Annotated in this window: 22 protein-coding genes; 5 read left to right on the forward strand and 17 right to left on the reverse strand. The window is 49.6% G+C overall.

Features of this window, described 5'->3' with window-relative positions; translation table 11 throughout:
- Window positions 1–64: 64 nt before the first annotated feature.
- From E2I14_RS13670 to E2I14_RS13680, 3 genes are read right to left on the reverse strand one after another with little or no spacing between them, the layout of a single operon-like run.
- Window positions 65–1000, reverse strand: a complete 936-nt coding sequence (locus tag E2I14_RS13670; protein ID WP_133329472.1) for a transglutaminase family protein — start codon at window positions 998–1000, stop codon at window positions 65–67.
- Window positions 997–3591: a circularly permuted type 2 ATP-grasp protein gene (locus E2I14_RS13675; RefSeq protein ID WP_133329474.1), complete on the reverse strand. Its 2595-nt coding sequence runs from the start codon at window positions 3589–3591 to the stop codon at window positions 997–999. Before E2I14_RS13675 ends, E2I14_RS13670 begins: the two co-directional genes overlap by 4 nt.
- Before the next feature lie 41 nt (window positions 3592–3632).
- The gene (locus tag E2I14_RS13680) at window positions 3633–6995 is read right to left on the reverse strand and encodes a transglutaminase family protein (protein ID WP_133329475.1); all 3363 of its coding nucleotides are present in this window, start codon (window positions 6993–6995) and stop codon (window positions 3633–3635) included.
- Window positions 6996–7204: 209 nt separating this feature from the next.
- Between E2I14_RS13680 and E2I14_RS13685 the strand changes: the two genes are divergently transcribed.
- Window positions 7205–8617 (forward strand): circularly permuted type 2 ATP-grasp protein, encoded by a 1413-nt coding sequence (locus E2I14_RS13685; RefSeq protein WP_133329609.1) that lies wholly within the window; start codon window positions 7205–7207, stop codon window positions 8615–8617.
- A 1-nt stretch (window position 8618) separates the two neighbouring features.
- Complete coding sequence (locus E2I14_RS13690) at window positions 8619–9602, forward strand: alpha-E domain-containing protein (RefSeq protein WP_133329477.1); 984 nt, start codon at window positions 8619–8621, stop codon at window positions 9600–9602.
- A gap of 121 nt (window positions 9603–9723) precedes the next feature.
- On the opposite strand, the gene E2I14_RS13695 is transcribed toward E2I14_RS13690, so the two are convergent.
- Window positions 9724–10470 carry a nitroreductase family protein gene (locus E2I14_RS13695; RefSeq protein ID WP_133329479.1) on the reverse strand — a complete coding sequence of 249 codons (747 nt, stop codon included), beginning with the start codon at window positions 10468–10470 and terminating at the stop codon, window positions 9724–9726.
- 120 nt (window positions 10471–10590) lie between these two features.
- A complete protein-coding gene (locus E2I14_RS13700; RefSeq protein ID WP_133329481.1) occupies window positions 10591–11166 on the reverse strand; it encodes an NADPH-dependent F420 reductase in 576 nt (191 codons plus the stop codon).
- Window positions 11167–11310: 144 nt separating this feature from the next.
- Between E2I14_RS13700 and E2I14_RS19320 the strand changes: the two genes are divergently transcribed.
- Window positions 11311–11463 carry a hypothetical protein gene (locus tag E2I14_RS19320; RefSeq protein WP_165967834.1) on the forward strand — a complete coding sequence of 51 codons (153 nt, stop codon included), beginning with the start codon at window positions 11311–11313 and terminating at the stop codon, window positions 11461–11463.
- 46 nt (window positions 11464–11509) lie between these two features.
- On the opposite strand, the gene E2I14_RS13705 is transcribed toward E2I14_RS19320, so the two are convergent.
- The 5 genes from E2I14_RS13705 to E2I14_RS13725 form a co-directional block, all read right to left on the reverse strand.
- Window positions 11510–12124 (reverse strand): nitroreductase family protein, encoded by a 615-nt coding sequence (locus E2I14_RS13705; protein WP_133329483.1) that lies wholly within the window; start codon window positions 12122–12124, stop codon window positions 11510–11512.
- 266 nt (window positions 12125–12390) lie between these two features.
- Entirely contained in the window at window positions 12391–12960 is a 570-nt protein-coding gene (locus E2I14_RS13710; RefSeq protein ID WP_133329485.1) for a response regulator, read from the reverse strand.
- A gap of 26 nt (window positions 12961–12986) precedes the next feature.
- Window positions 12987–13547, reverse strand: coding sequence for an ester cyclase (locus E2I14_RS13715; protein WP_133329487.1), 561 nt, complete (start codon window positions 13545–13547; stop codon window positions 12987–12989).
- 61 nt (window positions 13548–13608) lie between these two features.
- Window positions 13609–14409, reverse strand: coding sequence for a DODA-type extradiol aromatic ring-opening family dioxygenase (locus E2I14_RS13720; RefSeq protein WP_133329489.1), 801 nt, complete (start codon window positions 14407–14409; stop codon window positions 13609–13611).
- Between the two features lie 47 nt (window positions 14410–14456).
- On the reverse strand, window positions 14457–15032 hold the full coding sequence (locus E2I14_RS13725) for an NADPH-dependent F420 reductase (protein ID WP_133329491.1): 576 nt from the start codon (window positions 15030–15032) through the stop codon (window positions 14457–14459).
- A 160-nt stretch (window positions 15033–15192) separates the two neighbouring features.
- On the opposite strand from E2I14_RS13725, the gene E2I14_RS13730 reads away from it, so the two are divergent.
- Window positions 15193–16104 (forward strand): LysR family transcriptional regulator, encoded by a 912-nt coding sequence (locus E2I14_RS13730; RefSeq protein WP_165967835.1) that lies wholly within the window; start codon window positions 15193–15195, stop codon window positions 16102–16104.
- Window positions 16105–16106: 2 nt separating this feature from the next.
- On the opposite strand, the gene E2I14_RS13735 is transcribed toward E2I14_RS13730, so the two are convergent.
- From E2I14_RS13735 to E2I14_RS13760, 6 genes are all read right to left on the reverse strand, one after another.
- Complete coding sequence (locus E2I14_RS13735; protein WP_133329495.1) at window positions 16107–16778, reverse strand: carboxypeptidase regulatory-like domain-containing protein; 672 nt, start codon at window positions 16776–16778, stop codon at window positions 16107–16109.
- 106 nt (window positions 16779–16884) lie between these two features.
- Entirely contained in the window at window positions 16885–17355 is a 471-nt protein-coding gene (locus E2I14_RS13740; protein ID WP_133329497.1) for a group I truncated hemoglobin, read from the reverse strand.
- A gap of 44 nt (window positions 17356–17399) precedes the next feature.
- The gene (locus E2I14_RS13745) at window positions 17400–18317 is read right to left on the reverse strand and encodes a DUF3034 family protein (protein ID WP_133329499.1); all 918 of its coding nucleotides are present in this window, start codon (window positions 18315–18317) and stop codon (window positions 17400–17402) included.
- Window positions 18318–18580: 263 nt separating this feature from the next.
- The gene (locus E2I14_RS13750) at window positions 18581–19300 is read right to left on the reverse strand and encodes an anti-sigma factor (protein ID WP_133329501.1); all 720 of its coding nucleotides are present in this window, start codon (window positions 19298–19300) and stop codon (window positions 18581–18583) included.
- Window positions 19297–19875 carry a sigma-70 family RNA polymerase sigma factor gene (locus E2I14_RS13755; RefSeq protein WP_227544737.1) on the reverse strand — a complete coding sequence of 193 codons (579 nt, stop codon included), beginning with the start codon at window positions 19873–19875 and terminating at the stop codon, window positions 19297–19299. The genes E2I14_RS13750 and E2I14_RS13755 overlap by 4 nt, the downstream gene beginning before the upstream one ends.
- A gap of 57 nt (window positions 19876–19932) precedes the next feature.
- Entirely contained in the window at window positions 19933–20577 is a 645-nt protein-coding gene (locus E2I14_RS13760) for an ANTAR domain-containing response regulator (RefSeq protein ID WP_227544738.1), read from the reverse strand.
- Between the two features lie 443 nt (window positions 20578–21020).
- On the opposite strand from E2I14_RS13760, the gene E2I14_RS13765 reads away from it, so the two are divergent.
- Window positions 21021–21956, forward strand: coding sequence for a diguanylate cyclase domain-containing protein (locus tag E2I14_RS13765; protein ID WP_133329503.1), 936 nt, complete (start codon window positions 21021–21023; stop codon window positions 21954–21956).
- Window positions 21957–21996: 40 nt separating this feature from the next.
- Here E2I14_RS13765 and E2I14_RS13770 read toward each other — a convergent pair whose 3' ends face one another.
- Entirely contained in the window at window positions 21997–26079 is a 4083-nt protein-coding gene (locus E2I14_RS13770) for a DEAD/DEAH box helicase (protein ID WP_133329505.1), read from the reverse strand.
- Window positions 26080–26210 lie beyond the last annotated feature (131 nt).

Consider the following 26210-nt stretch of genomic DNA (forward strand, 5'->3'; position numbering starts at 1 on the left):
GAGTCGCGCCAGCGCCAAGGTTGGGCGTTCGATGAGAGCAAATTTAACTTTTGATTTGTTTAGCTCAGGATGAAACCAACGCCATCGGCGTCACAGTCACTTTTACTTCCAATTTCTGTTCACCGCCACCCAAGACGATTCCGCTCAATGGCGTCACATCGCTAAAATCACGTCCAATCCCCAGCGTAATGTGTTCGTGCTGCACCAAGCAACGATTGGTTGGATCGAAGTCTATCCAGCCGAATTTGGGGCAATAGACTGACACCCAGGCGTGCGACGCATCTGCGCCTATCATGCGTGGTTGGCCTTCGGGCGGGTGGGTGAGGATATAGCCGCTGACGTAGCGTGCCGGTAGGCCAATGGAGCGCAGGCAGCCTATCATTAAGTGAGCAAAATCTTGGCACACGCCGCGCCGACCTTCAAAAACCTGTTCCAACGGAGTTGAGATTTCGGTAGCCGTTGGATCGAATTCAAAATCGGTAAAAATACGCTGCGTTAAATCCATGGCGGCGTCTAAATGTTCGCGTGCCGGAGTAAAACTTTCCAACGCATAATCCCGCAATTGTTTGCTGCAACTAACATGTGGCGAGGCAAATAGAAAGCGGCAGGCATCTTGGGTGGCGCGGATTTTACTGTGCGTGACGGTGTCGCGTAATACTTCCCAAGAGAGCGAACCCTTTAGTTCTTCTGCGCTAAGTCGCTGCCCTAGCGTGACGGTGAACTCAGAATTAACGATCAAACTTTGATGCGGCACGGTGATGGCAATGTGGCGTGTGTTATTGCCAAAATAATCTTGTCCTGCGATGTTCTCTTGTTCGGCTGGCAGAATGCTGATCTGCTGCGCTTCGACATGTTGATAGATAAATTCGGCGGGGGATAAATGCAAATATTGCTGCGATAAACTCACCGCCGATTGATAGGTGTAGTTTGTTTCGTGCATCACGTGGTAACGCGCGCAAGGCGTGAAAGCGCGGTTAAGGTCAGAAGTTGTTTCGGTCATTTGGCTTGTTTTCTGTTCAGGCGCGTTCCGGTATAGCTGAAAAACTGCAAGCTAATTTGCTCGGAAATTTCAGCGCTCGCGGTCCAGATGCGGGTCAATAAATTGATGAGCTTTTCATTGCCGCAAAATAAATCATCATCGCAATCGAGCTGGGTTAATTCGCTGCGTAACAATTCAAATTTTTCTTCACCGCAGGAGCCATAGGCGCGGGTAATTTTTTTGAGATTTTTTCGAATGCCATCAAGCTGGAACACGATCGAGCGCGGATTGCTTTCATCCAGCAACAATAAGTCTAAACACGGCAACCACTCTGGCTTAGAGCGATAGCGGGCGCGGTAAGTGATGATGCTGTCGGACAGTTCTAGCAGCCAATCTAAATTGCCGTTGGCGTCCATGGTTAATGCGCGTTGCAAGGCAATGCTTTGAAATTGCAGACGCTCTAAGCGGCGACCTAACGACAAAAAATTCCAGCCTAAATCACGCGTCATTCCGTCCAGCGAAAAGCCGGTCAAGGTCATCAAGGCATTGGTCATTTCGTCCAAAATTGACATGGCATTTTCTTGCTTTAAGGGCTGCTTAATGTCTTGCAAGGTCGGCATGATTTGATTCAACACGCGCCAGTTATCGAGCGAGAAGCGCTCGCTCAATTGGTTAGCGACGTAATGCAATTGTTCCAATTGTTGGGCTAGGCCTGGCACATCGGGCGAGGATAGTGCCTTTAATAAATGCGCTTCAATTTGCGCGTCGAGTTGATTTTCGGATTTGGTGATGCCGGGGACTAGACTTTGTAATTGAGTGACGTTGCCCAATGTTTGTGATTGGCTTTGGCTGGCTTCGTTTGGCTTATCGATGTCGCCGATTAAATCGTAGTGCGAGCAAATGGATTTGAGCGCTTTCCACTCCGATCCGCGTTCGTTTGGTGCAATCGAGGATAAGAAGTTGAGCGACACACGTAATAGGCGCGTGGTGTTATCGCAGCGATCAGAATTGCGGCCAAACCAAAATAAGTTCTCGGCCATGCGGCTCGATAAATGCGTGTCGTCGCGTACCAGCTCAGCACTGGTAATGGTGCGGGTTAAATCGGTGCCCGGCGCATCGACTTTGGATTTGGCTTGCACCCACGTATCTTTGCTGCCGCCGCCGCGTTGCATGGTGATGATGCGTGTGTCGGAACCGGTGGCGGCGCGGGTTAATCCGCCGGGCATCACAACATAACCTTTAGGGGTGGCGCAAGCATACACGCGCAGGCCGACCGAACAGGCGCTTAAGCTGCCTTGCTGTTCGGGTTGCCAAACAGGTGCTTGAGACAACTTGACCAATTCTTGTGCTACGAAATTATTCGGATTAGCGCGAATAGCGCGGATAAATTTTTCGCGCTCGGTCGGTTTGAGGTCTTTACCAAATACCGGGAACTGGCGCAGTTGTGGGAAGCTAGGCTTAATAATTAGCTGATCGAGTTTCTCAATCACCGTTGCCATTGCCGCGGGTTCGCCGCACCACCAAGTGGCGACCGATGGAATCGCCAAAGGCTGACCTAATAAGCGTTCACAGAGTTTGGGTAAAAAGCCGAGCAACGCGCCCGATTCTAATAAGTTGGAACCTAGACTATTGGCGATCACGACATTGCCTAAGCGTGCAGCCAAGGTCAGCCCCGGCACGCCTAATGCCGATTCGGCACGTAACTCCAGTGGATCGCAAAAATCGTCGTCCACCCGGCGCATGATGACATGCACGCGCTGCAGACCAGACAAGCTCTTGAACCAGACAACGCCATCGCGCACGGTGAGGTCATTACCTTCAACCAAAGGTACACCCAAATGGCGGGCGAGGTAGGCTTGCTCGAAATAAGTTTCGTTGTACGGGCCGGGCGTTAATAAAACGATGAGCGGTGGTTCGCTGGTGCGCAGCGGTGCGCCGCTTTGGGCCGCGCATTGGCGACCCCAGCGCGTTAGGCTGTCTAAAATTGTGTTGAAAAAATCATTCAGCGGGCGGACCTTCATCTCGCGCAGCAAATCGGGTAAGGTACGCGACATCACCGCGCGATTTTCTAAGGCATAACCCGCACCCGATGGTGCTTGCGTGCGGTCGCCAACCACCCACCAGCGACCATTTGGTGCGCGCGCTAAGTCGAGGGCGTAGAAGTGTAGGGCCACATCGTCAAGATGTTTTATGCTGTGGCAAGGACGCAGAAAACCATCGTGACCATGTATCAAAGCCGGTGGCAGCAAACCTTCTTGTAATAATTTTTGTTCGCCATAGACATCGATCAAAATTTTATTGAGCAAAGTGGCGCGCTGGGTGACGCCAGCTTCGATTTGCGCCCATTCCGCAGCGGGCAGAATAAACGGCAAAAAGTTTAAATCCCAAGGTCGTTGCACGCCTTTGATGTCGTTATACACGTTGTAGGTGACACCGTTCTCGCGCACTTGGCGTTGCACCATTTCGAGGCGCTTTGCCATAATTTCGGGCGTTTCATTGGCTAGGCTGTCTAAAATGGTGCGCCAATGCGCGCGCGGCTGCTTGGCGGCGTCCAGCATTTCATCAAAACTGTCTGACTGCGGACTGTATTTCGCCAGTAGATTAATTAACATTGTTCTGTTTGCTCATGTAATACAAGTCCGAGATGATACGTTTAATGGGCTTGCCAACGCAAATCGAGTGTCATTGGGAAACTTGGATTGAGATCCTCTTTCGGTACAAACATGGGCCCCGGTGTATGCCCATATGCCCAAAAACGGGCAAAACGGCGCGCTTCAGCAGCATTGGCATTAATCGGCGCGTGCTCTTCGCTTCGCCCACCCGGATGAGCAACATGGTAAGTACAGCCGCCAATCGAGCGGCCGCTCCACGTATCGACCAAATCAAACGTTAAAGGACCATGCACGGGAATAGTCGGATGCAAGGCCGACCATGGGCTCCACGCTCTAAAGCGCACGCCTGCAACGAATTCACCCGGAATGCCGGTAGGGTGCAGAGGCAACATCCGTCCATTGCAGGCTATCACATGGCGGCCATTGGTCAAGCCGCGCACCAATAATTGCATGCGCTCCACCGACGAATCCACATAACGCGCGGTGCCGCCGCCGCTCATTTCTTCGCCCAGCACATTCCAAGGCTCGATGGCTTGGCGTAATTCCATTTCGACGCCTTCGTAGACCACGGTGCCATAGCGTGGGAAGCGGAATTCGATAAAAGGATCAAACCAGTGCTCTTCAAACGCATAGCCAGCGGAACGCAAGTCTTTCACCACGTCGCGGATATCTTGTGCAACAAAATGCGGCAACATCCATTTATCGTGCAATTCTGTGCCCCAATGCACCAATTTGGCTTGATAGGGCGTAGTCCAAAAACGTGCCACCAAAGCGCGTAGTAATAACATTTGCAACAAACTCATGCGTTCGTGCGGCGGCATTTCAAAGGCGCGGAATTCGACCAAACCAAGCCTGCCCGTTGGTCCGTCAGGTGAATACAGCTTGTCGATAGAAAATTCTGACCGATGCGTGTTGCCGGTTAAATCGACCAGTAGATTTCGTAACAAACGATCCACGATCCACGGCTTATCGCCCGGATGCAGAGTGGGCAAGACTTTGTCCATTTGTTGGAATGCGATCGCCAGTTCGTACAAATTGTCGTCGCGCGCTTCATCGACGCGCGGTGCTTGGCTAGTCGGGCCGATAAACGTGCCAGAAAATAAATACGACAAAGCCGGATGATTTTGCCAGTAGGTGATTAGGCTTTTGAGCAAATCGGGGCGACGCAACATCGGGCTATCTTCAGCGGTCGCGCCGCCCAGCGTGGCGTGATTACCGCCGCCGGTGCCGGTATGCCGACCATCGAGCATAAATTTTTCAGTTCCAAGTCGGGTTAGGCGCGCTTCTTGGTACAAGGTGGAAATGTTGTACACCAACTCATCCCACGTCGCGGCGGGATGCACGTTGACTTCAATCACGCCCGGATCGGGAGTCACGCTTAGTAGCTTAATGCGCGGATCGCGCGGCGGCGGATAGCCTTCTATCCACAATTTGATGTTGAGCTTGGCGGCAGTGTGCTCGATGGAGGTGATTAAGGATAAATAATCCTCAATGCGTTTGAGCGGCGGCATAAAGACATGCAAACGTCCGGCGCGCACTTCCACGCACAAGGCGGTATGAATCACATCGATTGGCGATGGAGTTGGATTTACGCTGAGGCTGGCGGCTTTGGCGTTGGCATTGGCTTTGGCAACGCGGGCTGGAACGTGGCTGGCGGTCTTGCTTGTTTTTTCGGTGCTGCTTCTGGCGGGCAGAGCTTTGCGGGCTTCAAACGGATCAACGTCAAATTCCTTAGGCTTTTGCTCTTCCATCACCCACGGCAGGGAACTCAGCGGCAGGCGCAAGCCCATCGGTGAATCGCCTTCTAGTAGATACAGATGTTCGCGCTTGAGCGGCCACGCGGACGTGCGCCACACAGTGCCCAGCGATTCGCCCGGTGCAAAGTCCTGCGCCTTGAGCGGCAACACGTAGCCGACTACTTCGCCCAAACCGCGCGCCAAGACCCGCGCCAAGGAGCGCCGTTCATCGGGCGAATTGAGATCTGCTTTAAGTGGATCAAGATTGTTGGGCAAGCTTTGCTCACGCTGAGCGTGCAGAATGACGTCCTCGTAAGCCGCAATCGCGCTATTGCTGGGCAAGTTGAGCTGTTTAATCAGTTCTGCCATAAAACGGTTGGACTCCGCTACGCCATAACCGTCGTTTTGATTCTCGTCTGAAAACAAGCCCGCATCGACCCAAATCGGCTGCCCATCAACTCGCCAGAAAATATTTAATGCCCAACGCGGCAGCGGTTCGCCCGGATACCATTTGCCTTGCCCATAGTGCAGCAAGCCGCCCGGAGCGAAATGGTTTTTGAGGCGATGCATTAATTTGCCTGCTAAATGACGCTTGTTGTCGCCATGCGCCAAGGTGTTCCATTCCGCGCCGTTCATGTCGTCAATCGACACAAAAGTCGGTTCGCCACCTTGAGTTAAACGCACATCGTGATTTTTTAAATCGGCATCAACTTGATGGCCGAGTGCGTCGATTTTCTGCCAATCGTCTTCCGAATACGGCTTGGTGACACGCGGGTCTTCGTGGATGCGTGTCACCGTCATGGTGTGGAAAAATTTAACTTCGGCTTTATCCGTAAAGCCCGTTACCGGTGCGGCTGAAGCTGGCATGGCGGTGCAAGCCAAGGGAATATGGCCTTCGCTGGCTAACATGCCCGAGGTTGGATCTAAGCCAATCCAGCCCGCGCCGGGGATATATACCTCAGTCCACGCGTGCAGATCGGTGAAGTCAACTTCGGTGCCGCTTGGTCCATCTAAGGCTTGTTGGTCGGCGCGCAGTTGAATCAAGTAACCCGACACAAAGCGTGCCGCCAAGCCTAATTCACGCAGAATTTGTACCAGCAGCCAGCCCGTATCGCGGCAGGAGCCAGAGCGCAGGGTTAAGGTTTCCTCAGGAGTTTGTACGCCAGGCTCCAAGCGCAATAAGTAGGCGATGTCTTTTTGCAGACGCTGATTAATCGAGACTAAAAAATCATTGGTCAGTATTTTTTTGGAGAGAATCTCTTCTTTGGCTTTGGCTACCCATTCGGCTAGCAATGGCCCCGATTTTTCTATTTTTAAATAAGGACTTAGCTCGAGTTGTAATTGCTCTGGGTAGGCAAAGGGAAAATATTCAGCGTATTTTTCAACGAAAAAATCAAATGGGTTGATGACCGTCATGTCGGCGACTAGATCGACGGTAAATTCCAAGACCTCGGTTTTCTCAGGGAAAACGTAGCGTCCGATGTAATTACCGTAAGGGTCTTGCTGCCAATTGATGAAATGCTTGCCCGGTTGAACAGTGAGTGAATACGACAAAATCGGTGTGCGTGCGTGCGGCGCGGGGCGCAAGCGGACTTCGTGCGGAGACAAATTAATTGCACGGTCGTAGTGATAACTTGTTTTATGATGGAGTGCGATGCGAATTGCCATGAATCATTACCTTTCAACATTCAAACCAAGGGTAGCTTGCCGTAACAATATTTCACCATCATGTAAGCAGGAACCATACCCGAATCGATTAAACTCAATCGTCAACAACTGTTAACTGGAACACGGTAGAACGAAAACGGAGGTGACTCGTCCAATCCGACCAAAGCTGGCACGCTTCTTGATATAACGGTAGTACAAGGGAGGTAATGATGACCAATTTTTTTAACGAAATGTTTTCTAGTCCATCCGCTGTGCGTCACCATTATGGCGACTTTCATCAATGGCTATCGCAGCAACCCGATCAGGTCATTAGCCAAAAACGCGCTGAAGCCGAGTTGATCTTCCGGCGCGTTGGTATTACTTTCGCCGTCACTGGTGACAACGAAGGTAATGAACGCCTAATTCCTTTCGACATTATTCCGCGCATCATCTGTGCGGATGAATGGACTGAGCTTAAAGCAGGATTGATTCAACGTGTCACCGCGCTGAATTTATTTTTGCACGACATTTATCACGAACAGAAGATATTAAAAAACGGCATTATCCCCGCCGAGCAGATTTTCAATAACGAGCAATATCGCCCCAAAATGCATGGCGTCGATATTGCCTTGTCCACGTATGCGCATATTGCCGGTGTCGATATTGTGCGCGCTGGCGCAGGTGAATTTTTTGTCTTGGAAGACAATCTGCGCGTGCCTTCTGGCGTGTCCTACATGCTAGAAAACCGCAAGATGATGATGCGTTTATTTCCCGATTTATTCGTCCAACATCGCATCGCTCCGGTAGCGCATTATCCCGATTTACTACTCGATACCTTACGCAGCGCCGCGCAACAAAAAATCGATAATCCGACCGTGGTGGTACTAACTCCAGGGATGTACAACTCAGCCTATTTTGAACACGCTTTCCTCGCACAGCAAATGGGCGTGCAATTGGTGCAGGGCAGCGATTTATTTGTTGAGCATGATTTCGTCTACATGCGCACCACCAAAGGCCCGCAACGGGTCGATGTGATTTACCGCCGCATTGATGACGATTTCCTTGATCCGCGTGAATTCCGTGCTGACTCCGCAATTGGCGTGCCCGGTTTATTCTCGGCCTACCGCAACGGCAACGTCACGTTGGCGAACGCAATTGGAACGGGGGTTGCCGACGATAAATCGATTTATCCGTATGTGCCGGACATGATTCGTTTCTATCTGTCAGAAGAGCCGATTTTAAACAATGTCCCAACCTACCAATGCCGCAAAAAAGAAGACTTGTCCTACACCTTGGCGCATCTGCCTGAATTAGTCGTCAAAGAAGTGCACGGCGCGGGTGGCTATGGCATGCTGGTTGGCCCCGCTTCCACCAAGGCCGAAATCGAAGCATTCCGCGAGCGCATCATTGCTAAGCCCGACGGCTACATCGCCCAACCAACCTTAGCATTATCGGCGTGCCCAACTTTTGTCGAAGCCGGTATCGCGCCGCGCCATATCGATCTACGTCCTTTTGTGTTATCCGGCAAAACGGTAGAAATTGCGCCGGGCGGCTTAACGCGGGTGGCGCTCAAAGAAGGTTCGCTAGTGGTTAATTCATCACAAGGCGGCGGTACCAAAGACACTTGGATATTGGAGAAATAATATGTTGAGTAGCACAGCAGATCATTTATTCTGGATGGCGCGTTACACCGAACGGGCCGAAAATACCGCCCGCATGCTCGACGTCAATTTAGAAAACTCGCTCATGCCACAAAGCCCGCAAGCCGTTGAACAAGGCTGGTTGGCGCAATTAAAAATTTCTGAGCTGGAGCATTACTTTTTTAAAAAATACGATAAGGTCAATCAAAAAAACGTGATCGATTTTATGGTGCGCGATGTCGATAACCCGTCATCAATTGCCAGTTGCCTCAAAGCCGCGCGTGAAAATGCCCGCGCCGTGCGCGGCAGTTTAACCACCGAAGTGTGGGAAACCGAGAACATAACTTGGCTGATGCTGCAAGATCATTTCAAAGCTAATTTACATCGCACCAACCCTAGCCAGTTTTTTGAGTGGGTAAAATTTCGTTCGCATTTATCGCGTGGCGTCACCTTTGGCACGATGTTGCAGGACGAGTCGTTTAACTTTATTCGCTTGGGAACATTCTTAGAGCGTGCCGATAATACCGCGCGGATTTTAGACGTGAAATTTATGATTTCACAGATCGATCATCCAACGGATGCCAGCACTGAAGTCAATCCGCAGGCAGAATTTTATTACTGGGCAGCCTTGCTGCGTTCGGTCTCGGCGTTTGAAATTTATCGCAAGGTGTATCGCGATGTGATTACGCCAGAGCGTGTTGCTGAATTATTGATGCTGCAACCGGGCATGCCGCGTTCCTTAGTCGCTTGCGTGCAGGGCGTGGTAGAAAATCTCAAACCGGTACGCAACGATATTTCTGTACTGACTGAGCAATTCTCACAGAACTTATTTAAAGAACTGGAACAAACTTCGATCGAGAAAATTCTGGAGTTTGGTTTGCACGCTTATCTGATTAAATTCTTAGAAAATATTAATGAACTCGGTGTGCGTTTAAGTAATGATTTCTTGGTCCCGATGGTGCCGCAAGAGCTTGCCATCGCCAGTTAAAACTGCCAGAGTTTTATTTTGCGAACCTAGCCAATGTCAATTCGAACGACGTTGGCTAGGTAAGTAAATCAAGACATTATTTTTATTGCGATAACCATCACCGCAAAAATCACCTTAACACTCACTTCATCGATAACACTTCACTGATTTGTTTTCTCGGTTTGCGTGGCCAATTTCCCTCCGCTGCCTTACCAACCGCCAGCAACAAGACGGGGAATTCGTTCTCGCCCAAACCTAGTGACTTTGCCACTCCGGCTGGATCGAAACCAATCATCGCGCCTGACACCAGACCTCGATCTTGTGCTGCGTAGATTAAGGTCATCGCTGCAAACGACGCCGAACGAATTGCCTCGTCGCGTTGATTTTGTGGATTGCCTTCGTACATGCCGGTCGCCATTCCAATCCAACCATCGTAGGCTGCTTGGTCTATCGCTTTGGCGTCCAACAATGGTTGAACAATGCGCGGCAAATCTTGGTAGCCGTTGAGTTTTCCGATGAAGGCAAACGTCACAGCAGCGTCTTTGACTTTCGCCTGTCCGTAGGCTAGGGCTTGCAATTCTTCTTTGGCAGCCGCGCTGCTCACCGCTACCACGCGCCAGTTTTGCATGTTGAATGAGGTCGGTGATTCAATGGCTAGGTTGACTAGTTCTTCGATTTCACTGTTGCTCAATACATGGGTTGGATCGAAGTTATTTGCCGATGTGCGTTGCTTGATGATGTCGGCAATGCGGGTCGTGTTGGCGTCTTTTACGAAATTGGTTTTTATTACGTCAGTTGCTGTGGCAGCGGCAGCCGCAGTAGTATCGCTGGTTTGCTCCGCAGCGTTTTGTTTATTCGAAAAGAGATAGTTGAAAAATCGTTTGATCATGGTAGCTCCAGTAAATGTGGGTGAGTGTGAAATTCAGTTTGTTGACTTACGCCCGATTCTTTTGTCATGAGCGCAAGTGAGGTTCAATTCGCGTCGCAGATTGACGATTCAGTTCAAGTCCTAGCGCACTAACTTAAAACCGATGTCTGGGCCGTTACCCAGCACATAACCAAGCAAAATAGTGAAGTAGCCCATTGCTTCGAGATGGCGAGCATTTTGCAAAGGGCCGCCGTCCACCGCATCAAAGCCCAGCGCTTTGGCTATTTGCAGCACCAGATGACGCGCGTCGGAGTCATTGCCGGCGGCAAACACGGTTAGACGTTGGTCTTTCAACTTGCCTTGCGCCATGTGCTGTACAAAAACAGTATTGAGGCTCTTGACCACTTTCGCGTGCGGCAACAGTTTTTGTAATTCTTCCGCACCGCTAGTCGAAAAGCCGATAGCCAATTGCAGCTCTGGTGTGAGCGCGTTGGTGACATCGACCACAATTTTGCCGTTAGCGGTTGCGCCGATTTCGCGCACGGTTTCTTGGATGGCGACAAATGGTACGGCCAAGAAGATCACATCGGCCCAATCAACCGCCGCTGCTACGTGGCCTTTTTTAGCGCTGCGAACTTGGAAACCGGCGCTGACTAAACCGTCCTCTAATACTGTTCCTACATTGCCTTTTCCGATGATGGCGATTTTTTGATGCATGTTGATTCCCTGAGTAGTGACTTCTAATGTCGAATGAACACCGCAGCCAAGGCATGGAGTGCAGCCAATGGTGCGAAGCGCTCAATATAGGGATTAAGTTTATTGTGCACTAGATGGTTAAATTGGGAATAACTGTGCAGGATAATGGACAATATTGCGCGAACAGATGCTGGATTTGCTTTGGCGAAAATGGCGGGACGAGTTTTAGTGAATTTATGTATCGCAGAACGCAAAAAGCCAACGCCGCTTGGTTCGGCATTGGCTTTTGTGCATGGCGACTTAGTGCTGGCGGATTAAAAGCACACTTGTTAACTAGGCTAAGGCCAAGGTAGCAGCCGTCAGTTTACTTAATCGATAAAACTTCGCTAAGGTTTTTACGTGGTTTGCGCGGCCAGTTGCCCGGTGCGGGTTTGCCCACAGCCAGCAGCAATACTGGGAATTCATTCTCGCCCAAGCCAAGAGCTTGCGCTACGCCAGTCGCATCAAAACCAATCATCGGGCCGGACACCAAACCTTTATCTTGCGCCGCATACATCAAGGTCATCGCCGCGAATGCCGACGAACGAATTGCTTCGTCGCGTTGATTTTGTGGATGACCTTCGTACATGCCTTTGGCCATGCCGATCCAACCGTCATAGGCTGCTTGATCAATCGCCTTAGCATCCAATAGCGGCTTGATCAATGTTGGTAAATCTTGATAGCCATTTAGTTTCCCGATGAAGGCAAACGTCACCGCCGCATCTTTTACTTTCGGTTGGCCATAAGCTAAGGCTTTAAATTCTTCTTTGGCCGCTGGGCTGGTGATTGCGACGACGCGCCAGTTTTGCATATTGAATGAGGTCGGTGTTTCGATGGCTAACTGAACCAATGCTTCGATTTCTTCTGTACTCAAAACACTAGTCGGATCGAAATTATTGGCCGATGTTCTTTGCTTAATAATATCAACGGTATTTGACATGATTTTTCCTTGGATTAACGATGATTGAAATGCTACTGCGCTTTGCCGATCAACTGCCTCATCTCGTTCTAAACCCAATCGTGCTACTTGGTTTTAGTACGACGATAATTACTACTAAATTCTGTTTGTCGCCGCGCTACTAAGCCAATTTTCTGCCTGCTGCGGCAGGATAATTAAAAATGCGAATGGACGAATGCTGGAACTTAAAAATGGTGAACTGGCATAATTTTTTGTGCCGAAACTGGTTTTTGCTTCACTCAGCAGATTCAGAGTTGGTTGGCTTTTACAGCTAACATCGCATTCAAAAAATCGACTAGGTGTCGAAAAGTAACGCTCGATTTTTCAAGTAACCCATCAAATAAACCAGTGGCTAACGCTTCTTTAATCGTTAAATTCCCAGGTTGACCAGTGCGCAAAACGACGATTGGTTTGTCGTCCGAAGGAGTTTGGTTGTGTAGCCATTGTGCTAGTTTTAAGCCAGCGTCGCGCGCTTCCATCACCATGTCGAGCAAAATTAGATCGATTTTTTCTGGTGGCTGTTTGAGCCAGTCAATCGCTTCACGGGCAGAATAAGCGTGCGAAAAATTGATGTTGCGGTTATGAATGCGCACACCTTTAAGCGCGAATTCTGTTGCCGCGTGAACATCAATATCGTCGTCAACGATTAAGATATTCCATTGTTCATTGCTGCAGGTATCGGGGTTGTTTTGGTATTCAGAATACATATTGCTTCCCATGTTGGTATGGTGTTTGGTGCCGACTTTTTTATCGCGCAATCGAACAAGGTAATTAGCAAAGGCCAACGTTGCGATAGAGATTGGGTACGCCCGATTCAATTAAACCAAGGCGTACCGTTGATCAATTACTGACCTAAGCCAATTTGTTTCATGAAGGCTTGGTTATCCCAGGACAACCATTCTTCATCCATCACACCGTTTTTCCAGTGACCGATAGTGACCATGGTTAGTTTGTAGGCTTTGCCGGTAGGCGCAATGGACTTGCCGCCGCCAATATTCATTGGTTGGCTAAACGTGCCTTCCAATACACCTTGCACCGCGGTGTAGTCGCCGGATGCGATGCGGATTGGATGCACGTTGATGTGGTTGTCTGGCGCAAAGCTAAACAATGGTTTTAATTGTTCAATATGGTCAGCTAAACCTGTTGTGGTTGAGCCGTCTGGATAGTGAACGATGATGTTCTGTGCGTGGCTGTGGGACAGTTCATCCCATTTTTGTCCGCTGTAGACGTTGAAGTCTAAATCGTCGAAATTGGCTAGGTGACCTTTTTCCAATTCCTTGGCTTTTTTGACTTTAGCCAATTGATGTTTCATCGCTTCGATTTCTTTTTCACTTTGCGCGAACGAAGAAACCGACACTGCGGCAGTAACGAGAGCTACTAGTAAAGCTGGAAGTACTTGTTTCATAATTAACCTGAAAATAAATAGTAAAAAAATTAAATGGAAATAGGGGACTTAAACATTGACGTTACAGCGCCCCAAATTCGTACGATGTCATGGGAACTTTCATGACATATTCGGTGAACATTGTTTTGCCAATGCTCTCACCAGCGGCACCAGCGACGACCATCAAGGGAATTAAGTGATCCTCTTGCGGGTGAACTAAGCGGGCGCCGGGTGCGGATTCCCAATTCAATAATGCGTGTTCGCGCACGGCGCTGTCCGTCTGCTCGACCGCGTTATTGAGATAGCCTTGGAAACCCTCAGCAATGCGGGTTGATTCAGCGCGACCAAAACCGGACATGTTGTGGTACGTCAGACCGCTGCCGATAATGAGTACGCCTTCATTACGCAAGGGCGCAAGTGCTTGGCCCATGCGGATATGTTCGGCCACGTTGTAAGTTCGTTTCATCGACAGCGACACGACCGGCACGTCTGCGTTTGGAAACATCAAGGACAGCGGTACGAACGTGCCGTGATCGAACCCACGATGGCCACTTTCTCTGACCGCCAAACCATGGTCAGATAACAAGGCTTTGACTCTTGCTGCGACTGATGGTGAGCCCGGTGCGGGATACTTGACGCGATAAGTGTTTTCTGGAAAACCGTAGTAGTCATACACCATCGAGGGATTGGCTGCCGTCGAAACGGTAAATTCGCTCTCTTCCCAATGACCAGAAATAGCCACGATCGCCGTTGGTTTGGTGGGCAGTCGCTTCGATAATGCTCTGAACTCGGCTTCTGTTTTTACATACAGACCACGCATCCCGTCCACGAAAGGCCAAGGCCCGCCGCCGTGCGATACAAAATAAACTGGCATTCTGGTCATACTGTTCTCCCTGCTGATTGCTGTCGAAGTGATTGATTTGCTTGGTCTTAGCGCACTAACTTCAAGCCGATGTTTGGACCATTACCCAACACATAGCCCAATAAAATGTTGAAGTAGCCCACCGCTTCCAAATGACGTGAGTTTTGCAATGGTCCGCCGTCAACGGCATCAAAGCCGAGTGCTTTGGTCAATTGCAAAACGAGTTGGCGTGCTTCGGCATCGTCACCCGCGGCGAACACGGTCAAAGGCTGTTCGTGCAAGCTGCCGAGCGCCATGTGCTGCGCAAACACGGTGTTTAAGCTCTTAACGACCTTGGCGTGCGGCAGTAATTTTTGCAATTCTTCTGCGCCGCTGGTGCTGTAACCCAGCGCTAATTGCATTTCTGGTGTTAAGGCGTTGGTGACATCGACCACGATTTTTCCATCGGCAGTTGCGCCGATTTCGCGCACAGTTTCTCCGATAGAGATGAACGGTACGGCTAAAAAGATGACATCGGCCCATTCAGTAGCGTTGACTACCTGGCCTTTTTTGGCAGTACGAACCTGATAGCCTGCACTGACAAAACCGTTTTCTAGTGCTTTTCCGACATTCCCTTTCCCGATGATGGCGATTTTTTGATTCATGATTTTTCCCTGAGTGAATGATGATTTAAGTTATAAAAACAGCCGCATCCACTGGGTTAATTTGTTGGGTAGTGGTGCGATGGCGTAACTATAGGGATTGTCTTTATTGTGCACTAGATGGTAAAGTTGGGAATGACTGTGCAAAATAATGGACAATTCTATGGATCTCGACGCCATCACCGTATTCGTTCAAGTGGTTCAAGCAGGCAATTTATCGGCCGCAGCGCGGCGCATGAATATGCCCAAAACTACGGTCAGTGCCAAGCTAGCTGCCTTAGAAAAACGCTTAGGTGTGAACTTGATTTTGCGCACCACGCGCAAGTTGCACGTGACCGAAGCAGGCGAAAAATATTTCTATCACTGCTTAAATGCATTGCGTGAAGTAGAGCAGGGCGAAGAAGCGTTGAAGTCACTGCAAGGCAAGCCGACGGGGCTAATTAAAGTCACCGCGCCGGTTGATGTGGGACACACAGTATTGCCCAAAGTCGTGCAGACATTTTTGGACAAATACCCCGAATGTAATGTTGAACTACTTATCACTAATCGCGAGGTCAATTTGGTTGGTGAAGGCGTAGATTTAGCGATTCGAGCCGGAAGGTTAAAGGATTCATCCTTAATTGCAAAACGGTTTTTTGATGCGCAAGCCAATTTGTGGATGGCACCAAGTTACATGAATAAAGTCGGCCCGATAAAGCACCCATCGGATTTAGAAAAAGCGACTTTTATTTGGAATAAGGACGATTCCGTATTGCTGACCAAAGGCAGTCAAGAAGTCCATGTCAAAATCGGGAATCGTGTCGTGATAAACGATTTTGAAGCCGCGCGCGAGTTGGCGATTTGTGGATTAGGGATTACCTGGTTGCCGCACTTTTTGTCGGAACATGCGGCCGAAAGGGGAGCCATTATTCCCGTTTTACCTGATTGGAAAACGAAAATTAAAGGCTCCTTTTATTTTGTCTATGCGACCAATAAATATGTCTCACCCAAGATCCAAGCCTTTATGCAAGTTGCTTACGATGTGGTGGCGGCTAGCGCTAAGCATCGGGATGAATCGCCTCTCAAGATCGACTAGATTTAAAAACTGACCTGATCCATTTTTGGTATTTTGCGTTTCTTAGGAACGAAATCAAAAGTAAATTTAATCGGCGTCGCTCCTTGGGCGTTGACCGAAATTAATTGCGTCAACGGCGCTTTGACGTAACCCATGTCCGGATGCCAAGCATGTAATTCATAACTACCGGCGGGCAGGTTTTCTAATGCGGCGCTGCCTTTTTCATCGCTCTTGGCAAAGTAGGGCGTGTCTACGATCACCACATATGCGCGCATCCATTCGTGCAATAAACAGTAAGCCACCACGATGCCGGGTTTGTCGAACAAAATCGGTGCTGGGGTGGTTTTTTGATAGGGCTTGATTTCAAATTCTTTGGCGGGCGAGAACGATTTTACGTGGTGCTCCACCTTGTCATAGTTGGGGAATTTGATTTCCGTCCCAACGCGCGCAATCGTGACATAAGGCGTGAATTGCATATGATCTTGCGCGACGATCATCGGCTCGATTTTGCCTGCTGGCGGTGCAGGTGTGCCAATCGGCGTAGCGTAGAACACGACATCGGGCATCGCTTCACCGGCTTTGCTAATTGCCACAGCGTTAATGCCGCCAGCCCAGGTTGGAATTGAGAATGCAAACAGCAGCGAGCTGAGTAGTAAAAACTTTGTATGCGAAGTAAAGCGAGCGAGAGTAGGCATGATGAACTTTTGAGTGATTGTTGTTGGTTACGTTAAAGCGTTTTGGTCAATTCCTTGCGCCAGCAAAGCCTAGCTTGATAGCCTTGCTGGCGCAAAATGCGTCGCATTATTTAGTGACGATATGGTGCTCCATCGGTGCGAGCTTGGCTAACAATTTATTTTGCGCGCGGCTGGCAACACCATTTTTTTCCATCGCGGTTTGCAGGTCTTCGGCTAAGGCGTTGAAGTCCATATTCCGCAAGCCCATTTTCTCGTGCGCCGTTTTCATATCCTTGCCGCTGTACACTGCTGGCCCGCCGGTGAGCTGGTTAATTTGCTCTTTGAGCAGCGCACCGAGTCGGTCAACATCGGCTTCTTGCAGTTTGCCGCTGATACGCGGATCGGCCTGCCAGACGACTAAAAAATCGTCGATGATTTTGCTGATGCCTTCTTTGCCGCCGAATTGCTGAAACAGGCTATCGTTGGCTTCCATGCTCATTGCCGGGGCGGGATTGGTCATGGCGGTTTGCGCTTGCGCGCCATTGATCAAACCGATGAGGGCGAACAAGGCGCAAATAGTGTGTGGAGTGCGTTTCATAATGATCCTTTAATAGTGTCGGTTGGTCGATTTGGGTCGATGGATTAGAAGCCAGTTTGTAAGGATAAATACAGTCCGTGTTGCCTGTCTTCGTTCTTAGTCACCGGTGCGACGATGCTGTTTAAATTGGCGTAAGCCAGCGTGAGCGATACGTTTTTGCTTGGGAACCAGGCCACGAATGCGTCGTAGTAAGCGCCTTCTTTATCTGCCGCCAGATTGCGTGGCTTGTGGCGATATTCAGTGCCAGCAATCCAATTTTTGCTGAATAGATAGCCAAGGGAGCCTTCGATTTCGGCTTTATAACTATTGTTTAGATCACCACCAAATCCGAGCAAGCCCATTTGGTTAGCTTCAGTTGCACGCACTGTTAAATCGGCGATGACGCTTTGATCTAAAAATATCTTGGTCGCCGCAACGTAGTAGTCCGTGCCTTTGGTATGTTTCGCGCCTAATGCTGTGACTGGTGCATTCAATAAGCCAGTCAGCCCGCTGTTGGTTTTGTATTCCGCGCCGACGGCAATCTGTGGCATCCACGAATCTTGATCGTACACCGCGTCACCAGCGATTTTGACTTTAACGCCGACGATGTTTTGCTCGATAGTTAAGCCGTTTAATGGCCCGTTATTGGCGCGGAATTTTTGTTTGGCAACCGACAATTCCACTCGGTCGAACAGCCCAAGCGCCGCGCCGTAAGTGTCCAAGGCGAAATCTTGTGTGCTCAAATAGGTGTAATGCACATTCGCGCCATAGCTGTCTTGTGTGCCATAACCGGCGATTAATGCCCAAGGCGTAATTCCGCCGCCGCCCGCACCTTCGACTGTGCTGATACCGCCGGTGGCGAGCAATTTGCCCATGTCGGGATAGGCTGAGTTGCTGTCTTGGGCAAGGGCAGCGGTGGAATTAACGCTGCCAGCAACAATGGCGGTTGCGAGCATGAGTTGAGTTAAGCGATGTCGATTCATGGCGTGTCCTGTTCTTTTGATTGAGGTAAATTGTTCAACGAATAAGTCTGATTAAAGCTACTTCGAACTGTTATACGAAGCGCGTTTTCAATCGGATTCAACGAATCAACAAATAAATCAAAAAAATTTGCAGGAACTGCGGGACAAGCAAAATCTAACTGCGGGACAAAGCTGAGGTAGAGCGGGATGGGATGGTGAAAATTGAAACGCAATCAGGGCAAACGGATGTGCCCTGATTGCAAATGGAGCGTGGAAAGCTTTTGCTAAATCTGTTCCCAACTACCCTTGAACAGAATCGGTCCAGTTGGACCAGCTTTGCTAGGCGAGCCATGCAGCGGTTCGAGTGACACCGCCAGCATTACAACATTGTCGGGATGATCATTATCCGGCAACGGCAAAGTTACGCTGCCATTGCTGGCGATTAAACCCAGCGAGCGCGGATTGCCTTGTTTGGGGATGGCCCAGAGTTCCAAGCTCTTGTCCGACGCCACGGATTGCTGCGCCAGTATTTTGGCCGTAATCGTATGGCGCTTGCGGTCACCCACCACCACGATGTTTGGCTGCGCTTGATCGTTGACCAGCATAGCAACATAGGACGATGAAGCTACCTCAGTCGTTGGAGTTTGATGTACTACGATGAACAACATCACTCCAGCTAACGCGGTTGCCGCCAAGCTCAATCCGCGCCAGAAGTTGACGCTATCTAGTAGCTTGCGCCACAGCGGATTATCCCGCGCCTGCGCCGAAGCAGATAAGGATAATTGTTGGCTAATTCGTTTCCAAAGATAGTCTGGCGGATTGACCGCTGGCGCAAATTCTGCCAAAGGCGACAAGCGCGCTTGCCATTCGGCGACCTCGCGTTGCAGCAAAAAACTCTGGGCCACATACGCTTCAAACCGGCGACGTGCGCCACCTTTGAGCGTGCCTAAAACATAAGCGGCGCTTAATTTGTCGCGCAATTGTTTGTTCTGTTGGATGTTCATGCTTGCTCCGGTTTGCTTAAGCATAAACGCAAGCGCTCAAGCCCGCGCCGTATCCAGGTTTTTACGGTGCCAATCGGAAGCTGCAATTGACCTGCGATTTCACTGTGCGAGAAATCGTGATAGTAGGCCAGCACGATCGATTGGCGTTGCAAGCCTTCCAAACCTTTAAAGCAGCGCGCTAGCTCGTGCGCGCCTTGGGTCAGTTGCAGTGATTCGGGTGGCGTGTGGGCAGCGCTTTCCATGTTCTCGGTAATTTCCTGATCTATCGTCGTGCCATCAATATCGAGCGCGCTGTTATGGCGGCGCAAAATATCAAAGGCTTTGTTACGCACGATCGTGGTCATCCAAGTCATGGGTGCGGCCAAACTGGATTGGTAGTTGGCGGCATTATTCCAAATGCTGACAAACGATTCTTGCAATGCTTCTTCCGCCCACTCGTGCTTAATCAGTATACGCAGCACAAAGCCAAACAGTTTCGGTGATGTGAGTTCATATAACTGCCTAAACGACTGCGCGTCTTTGTTCGCGGTATTGCGCAGCAAGCTTGTCAATTCTTGGTCAGTAGTGGGTGGCAAAGTGCTATCCAATCGTTAATGTGGTCAACGAAGTCGTGTTGCTGTAGTTGTCTGTAATTACTTGGTTTGTTTGGAGTTATTTTTTGGGAACAGATTGTCGATACTGTTAAATAACTCTTCGGCTGCGAGCAAATTGTTAGCCACTTCGTCTATCTTGCAGCGATTCGAGCGCGCATATTTACGCAGCACATCAAGGGCGGTAGTGCGGTCAGTATTAAATTTGGACATCAGCAAACCAATTGCCATGCTGGTTTCGCGGCTGGCATTTAAGGCGTTGGTTAAGCTGATTTCATTGGTACGCAATTGTTTAATTTCATCGGCCCGACCAATCGCTGCGTCGCAAGTTGGCACAATTTGAGCGATCTCGAATGGCTTGACTAGATAACCAAAAGCGCCATGTTGTATCGCTTGTTTGACGATGTCGGTCTCGGCATTGGCAGAGATGAACAAAAACGGAATATCGGTTTTATCTTTTAAATATTGGGCCAGCTCAATGCCCGACATATCGCCCATCATCACGTCGAGCAACGCCAAATCCACTTGCACTTGGGTCAACAGCGCGATGGCTTCTTGGCCAGAACGCACTTCAATCGTGTCGTAGCCCGCTTTGCGCAACACTTGGCTCATCACTAATGTCGTGATGGCATCGTCATCCACCAATAGGATGGTGCGAGCAGGAGTTGGATCGACGGGTGTTTTCACTATTTTTCTTTAATACGAATGGAGAGGGTTAAATCGTGTCCCAGAAAGCACTAAAGCCAGCCAGCATTACTTTGCTGTCGTGGCCAGCGTACGACTAAAATGTTGACCTATGGAAAGATTTTGAATATTATACGCCCAACCTTGTAACCATGTTTTCACTTGCTTACAAGTCGGTTTACAACCCACAAACTCCGTTGTCAAACCTTATCTACATCTGCCTTCACGCAGTGAATTCTCCTTCGGCCCCAACCCGCCGGCAAGACTAGCTTGGTTTGTATAGCTAGCGTGATCGATGTTTGCATTGATCGCGCGCTCTATTGCCACGTCCGCTGAGACGCGTGAATTTGGGATGCTAATAAAAATCCAAGATTTATTTGTAATTTGGCATGGAGTTCCTAGAATGAAATTGGAATTCCTGTCGGGAATGGTAGTTGGTGAGCAAAATGAAAAATGTAAATATAAGTATCGAAGAAATTGTCGATTCCATTGATTGCGGTGTGATTTTGTTAGATCAAAATAAGCACATCCTGCTGTGGAACGACTGGATTGCTGTGCGCACTGGCGTGGCGGCCAGCGAGGTGGTGGGTCGGTCGATTTTGACGAGTTTTAACGAACCGTCCAACAAGCAGTTTGCGACCGCGTTGTCACAAGCCTTTACGTCGGGAACACGCAGCACGTTAACCAATTCATCGCCGCATCCGATTTTTCCGCTCAATATCAGCGACAAGCTCCATCCAAACGGCGAGCAGACAATTAGCGTCAAGATGCTCAAAGGCTGGACGGTTGAGCCGCTGTGCATGATACAAATTACCGACAGTGCTGCGAGCCCAGCCAAACGGCACGTCAACGAGCACCACGACGATGGCAATAAAGTCGAACTCGATTTGCTGACTAACTTATATACTCGGCGCTTTTTCGACGAGTATTACCGCATCGAACTAGGTCGCTTGCAGCGTTTGCAGCAGCCATTCTTTTTGCTGATGCTCGATGTTGATTGCTTTAAAAAATACAATGAAAATTACGGCGAAGAAGCAGGCGACGTGGCCTTAATTCGGATTGCCTATTCGATGAGAAAAATACTGCGACGCACGTCAGATGTGATCGCCCGTTATGGTGGCGAAGAGTTTATTTTCCTGCTGCGCGACACCACCGCCCACGGCGCGCAAATCACGGCAGAAAAGTTACGTAAGTTAGTTAGTAACCTCGAAATCGAACATGACTATTCTGGCGTTGACGATCACATGACGGTTAGCATCGGCGTCGTCGGATGCGATCCACAAAAATCGGGCAATGTGAATCAATTAATCGATCACGTTCAATTGGCATTGCAAAATGCGAAGAATGCTGGGCGCAATCAAGTGTGTTACGTGGAAGCGTGACCAGATAGCTTAGGCGCGAATTACCAAGGCAATGTAACCACTAAACGCCTTCCTTCAATAATCTCAATAACGCTGCCGTATCGAGCTTGGCCGACACATCGCCACCTTCCAACAAGCTATCGGCGAGATCACGTTTTTGCGCATGCAGCGCAATGATTTTGTCTTCAATTGTTTGCTGCGCCACCAAGCGGTAAATCGTTACTGGACGCAGTTGTCCCATACGATGCGCGCGGTCGGAGGCTTGATCTTCCACCGCCGGATTCCACCAAGGATCAAGGTGAATGACATAATCTGCGGCGGTCAAATTCAAGCCGGTACCGCCTGCTTTTAAGCTAATCAAGAACACGTCGCCTTGCCCCGCTTGGAATGCATCTACCCGCTTTTTGCGCTCGCCAACGGGCGTGCTGCCGTCGAGATATTGGTAGCTGTACCCTTTTTCATCCAACCATGCGCGCACAATAGCCAGATGATCGACGAATTGGCTGAACACCAAGACCTTGTGATTATTGTCGATCAATTCATCAACCACCTCGGCAAAAACAGCAAGCTTGCTGCCAGCGACTTCGGAGTTTTTCATCACCAATTTTGGATGGCAGCAAAAGCGACGTAGCTTGGTGATTTCGGCTAACACTTGCATGGCCCGACCTTCTTCGGGCGCGAGATGCGCAATTTTTTCGATGGCTTCTTGACGCAGTGCTTCGTACAAATGGCGCTCTTGTTCGGATAATTCGACTTGTAAGGTGATTTCGGTACGTGCCGGTAGTTCGCTCAAAACTTGGGTTTTGGTTCGCCGCAAAATAAACGGTTGAATCAAGCGCTTTAAATGCTGGCGTGCTTGCTTGTCGCCGCGTTCAATCGGATTACTAAATTTTTCTGCAAAGCGTTCTTTGGAACCCAATAAGCCGGGATTAATAAAACGGAATAAATTCCACAATTCGCCCAAATGATTCTCCACCGGTGTGCCGCTGGCAATGATGCGGAAATCGGCAGTTAGCGCCATCGCGGCTTGGCTGCGTTTGGTGGCCGAATTTTTAATCACTTGCGCTTCATCCAAGACCGCGCTGTGCCAATGTTGGGCGGCAAACTGTTCGGCATCTTGCTGCAACATGCCGTAGCTGGCGATCACTAAATCAAACGGGCCTAAATCGGCCAGCGAGCGTTGTTGATGGTAGAGCCGTACATTTAAGGTCGGTGCAAATTTTGCCGCTTCGGCTTGCCAATTCATCGCGACCGAAATCGGCGCAACGACCAGAGCGGTGCCATTCGGTGCGCGTTCCAACAAGATCGCCAAAGTTTGCACCGTTTTACCCAAGCCCATATCGTCGGCCAGACACGCGCCCACGCCCCAATGCGCTAAGCGCGACAACCATTGATAACCCTCCAACTGATAGTCGCGCAACGTGGCTTGTAAGGTGGATGGTAATTGCGGCGCAAAGCTGGCAATTGAATCGAGTTTGGCGACGTGTTTTTGCCACGCCGTATCCACTTCCAATTGGCCGACTTCATCGGCTAGTTCTGCTAATAACGGCGCTGCCAATTGATTGATACGCACGCCATCTTTGCCGTTCGATTCGCCCAGCGCATTGAGTTCTTGTAGGCGCTTTTTAAAGCTATCGGTTAAGGCTAAAAAGTTATTGTCGCCCAGCGCAATAAAGCGTCCGGTGGCGCTGTTGACCATGTGCAGCAACTCGCGCAAGGCAATGACTTTACCGTCATCCAATTGAATCTCGCCGCCCGCAACAAACCAATCGCCTTGTTTTTTAATCGACAAATTCATCTGCGCTAAGCTGCGCGTGGATTTGATTCGAAAACGTTCGCCTTCTGGCCAGACGAGTTCGATCGTGCCATTCGCATCAAGCTTGGCTTGATTTAATTCGCTCAGAATTTCTAAGCAGGTTTCTGGATGGCCAAATTCCCATTCTTGTCCAGTTTGTTCCGCCATGTTGAGCGCAGGACAACGTTTGGCTAAGGCGTCTAACTGGGATTGTTCCAACGCAAAATCGCGCGTGGTTTGAATCGCTTTACCTTGGAATTCACCCACCACATTGGCCGAACCCTTGGCCGGAACAAACCAACTTCCTTCCGGCAAAGGACGCATTAAAAACTGAATCCGCAAACCTTCTTTAAGCGGCAATAAATGCGCGTACAGCGTGTTGTTGACGTCGACTTTGTCAATGTGTTTGGCCAACTCGGGCAGGTCAGATTGAATCGCCAAGTGCGGCGCAATCGCGGCAATCACGGCGACTAATTGTTCTTTGGCGTTTTCCGGTACCGACAAGCCTTTGCCGATAATGCCGGCGATTTGTTTTAGCTCTGGGCTGCTTGGATAAACCACTAAGCGAGTCGGCGTTTGTTTGCGCCATATCACCGCTTCATCGTCGTTCATGGCCGGTTCGAGCTGCAAATGGATTTTGTCATTTTGCTGCTTCATGACTAAGGCCGCTTCGCCTTTGACAATGTCGATGTGCACGTCCGGCGCATCAAGCCAAAACACCGCAGGATGGCCGATCAAAAACGGTAGCGCTTTTTCGCCATTGATCTCATAGTCCGCGCCGCCGTAGTAGTTGTCGTAGGATTTGCGGATGCAGCTGGCGACTTTTTTATCTTGCTCAATAATGCCGGGCAGCGTGTCCTGCTCGTAAGACAGGCGTTTCAAAGCGACCGCGCGGCCTTTGCTCCACACGCCCTTGGCGCTGCGCTTTTGTTCGCGTGGCTCCAAATTTATGTAATGCGATTCGCATTCGATAAACCACGCGATGCGCGTATCTGCGCCAGATTGCGCGGCGGTTTTGAGTTGCGATAACGCCGATAAAGCGCGTTGCCACGCTTCTTCGCGTTGCATGATTTGGCACAGCGGCTGCGTGCCGCGCTGCGTGTGCCAATCCGGCAGCAACAAGGCCGTGTCGAATTGTATATGGCGGAGTTGATCAATTTCCGCAGCAACCCAGTGGTAGCCATGCTGCTGACTAATTTGGAATAGATTAGTCAGGTTGCGTAAGTCCATTTCAGAGACGGCGCAGTCTTGCCAATAAAAAGCCAATCTAACCAAAAAGTCGTCCAGACTTTGAAAATAACTGGTGCTGGATTTGCTGGCGACGGGCGTGCCCTTTAATAAATTTTCTAGCAGCGGTTTGATGGCCGGATAAAACTGCGCTTGACGTACTTTGCAACCTTCATCGCATTGATCTTTAGCCAGTTTTAAACTGGACGCGGTATTGTTGGCTAATTGTGCAATGGTGAAAAACAAGCCGGTGACATCGGGGATAAATTGTTTGCGCTTACCGGTTTTTAATTTGCGGTCACTCAACACCCGAGCAAAGCTCTCAGCACTTCGGACGATGTCGCCTTCGACAAACTGCAAGACTGCGGATAAATAGCCTTGATGATTCATTTGCTCGATGATGGACTGCAATAACGCGCTGGGTTCTCCGCGTAACATCGCTTGGAAAAACAGCACATCAAGCAGCATGAAGTCTTTGCCAAATTGGGTGTTGAAACGTGACTTGGCATACAGATAGGCGGCTGAGCAATCCTCCAACATCCAACTGCCGGCAGAGAGTAAATCAAACAACAAAATGCCTTGCGCCGCGGGATTGAGTTGTTGAAATAATTGCGCGCCGGCGGGTGTAGCAAATAATTTTTGCGCGGGCAAATCGATGAAAGTATTAGCGAACGAAAAAAACTGCGCGCGCCATTGTCCCAGCCGCGGGATGTCATTGCTTAAGGCCGAAAACAGCATCTCACGCTGGCAGAATTGGCTGCTTGGTGTGGACCAACTGGAGTATTCGCGATTGCGTTTTAAGAATTCTTGAACTTCATTTATCCAGCGACTCAATTCGTTTTTGCTGTGTAAATCGACCAGTACCGCGTGCCCAACTTCGGGCGCGATTTGGAAGCCTATTCCGTTGATTAAATTGATACAGCCCTTGGCCGTTAATTCTGCCAGCGACAGTTTTAACGAGGTGGCGTTGAAGTTGTTCTCGTACTGCAGCGCGACGAAGGAGGCTTGTAAAAATTCGAGCAAACGGTTTTGCGATAATGGTGCTTCCCAAAGTGCCAAGGTAATTAATGCCGGTAAATCTTGATTGGAAATGTCGCTGTGTAAATGGGGAATCGTCGGCATGTGCAGGGGCTGGCTTTTAAGATTAATTGACCTGCATGATAAAGGATTTTGTGCGGCTGAAATGGGCGATTAGTCGCACAATACGTGTCATCTCATTTTAAGTTTTAGTAAATTTGCATGAAAATGGGCTT

The sequence above is a fragment of the Sapientia aquatica genome, from assembly GCF_004358105.1.
Taxonomy (GTDB): Bacteria; Pseudomonadota; Gammaproteobacteria; order Burkholderiales; family Burkholderiaceae_D; genus Solimicrobium; species Solimicrobium aquaticum.

Excerpts from the sequence above, each read along its gene's own strand:
- E2I14_RS13750 (WP_133329501.1), bottom strand. The coding sequence starts at position 19,300 with ATGAACATCCAACAGAACAAACAATTGCGCGACAAATTAAGCGCCGCT.
- E2I14_RS13700 (WP_133329481.1), bottom strand. The coding sequence starts at position 11,166 with ATGCATCAAAAAATCGCCATCATCGGAAAAGGCAATGTAGGAACAGTA.
- E2I14_RS13690 (WP_133329477.1), top strand. The coding sequence starts at position 8,619 with ATGTTGAGTAGCACAGCAGATCATTTATTCTGGATGGCGCGTTACACC.
- E2I14_RS13745 (WP_133329499.1), bottom strand. The coding sequence starts at position 18,317 with ATGAATCGACATCGCTTAACTCAACTCATGCTCGCAACCGCCATTGTT.
- E2I14_RS13725 (WP_133329491.1), bottom strand. The coding sequence starts at position 15,032 with ATGAATCAAAAAATCGCCATCATCGGGAAAGGGAATGTCGGAAAAGCA.
- E2I14_RS13735 (WP_133329495.1), bottom strand. The coding sequence starts at position 16,778 with ATGCCTACTCTCGCTCGCTTTACTTCGCATACAAAGTTTTTACTACTC.
- E2I14_RS13675 (WP_133329474.1), bottom strand. The coding sequence starts at position 3,591 with ATGTTAATTAATCTACTGGCGAAATACAGTCCGCAGTCAGACAGTTTT.
- E2I14_RS13695 (WP_133329479.1), bottom strand. The coding sequence starts at position 10,470 with ATGATCAAACGATTTTTCAACTATCTCTTTTCGAATAAACAAAACGCT.
- E2I14_RS13730 (WP_165967835.1), top strand. The coding sequence starts at position 15,193 with ATGGATCTCGACGCCATCACCGTATTCGTTCAAGTGGTTCAAGCAGGC.
- E2I14_RS19320 (WP_165967834.1), top strand. The coding sequence starts at position 11,311 with ATGGACAATATTGCGCGAACAGATGCTGGATTTGCTTTGGCGAAAATG.
- E2I14_RS13765 (WP_133329503.1), top strand. The coding sequence starts at position 21,021 with ATGAAAAATGTAAATATAAGTATCGAAGAAATTGTCGATTCCATTGAT.
- E2I14_RS13720 (WP_133329489.1), bottom strand. The coding sequence starts at position 14,409 with ATGACCAGAATGCCAGTTTATTTTGTATCGCACGGCGGCGGGCCTTGG.
- E2I14_RS13770 (WP_133329505.1), bottom strand. The coding sequence starts at position 26,079 with ATGCCGACGATTCCCCATTTACACAGCGACATTTCCAATCAAGATTTA.
- E2I14_RS13685 (WP_133329609.1), top strand. The coding sequence starts at position 7,205 with ATGACCAATTTTTTTAACGAAATGTTTTCTAGTCCATCCGCTGTGCGT.
- E2I14_RS13705 (WP_133329483.1), bottom strand. The coding sequence starts at position 12,124 with ATGTCAAATACCGTTGATATTATTAAGCAAAGAACATCGGCCAATAAT.
- E2I14_RS13670 (WP_133329472.1), bottom strand. The coding sequence starts at position 1,000 with ATGACCGAAACAACTTCTGACCTTAACCGCGCTTTCACGCCTTGCGCG.
- E2I14_RS13680 (WP_133329475.1), bottom strand. The coding sequence starts at position 6,995 with ATGGCAATTCGCATCGCACTCCATCATAAAACAAGTTATCACTACGAC.
- E2I14_RS13740 (WP_133329497.1), bottom strand. The coding sequence starts at position 17,355 with ATGAAACGCACTCCACACACTATTTGCGCCTTGTTCGCCCTCATCGGT.
- E2I14_RS13715 (WP_133329487.1), bottom strand. The coding sequence starts at position 13,547 with ATGAAACAAGTACTTCCAGCTTTACTAGTAGCTCTCGTTACTGCCGCA.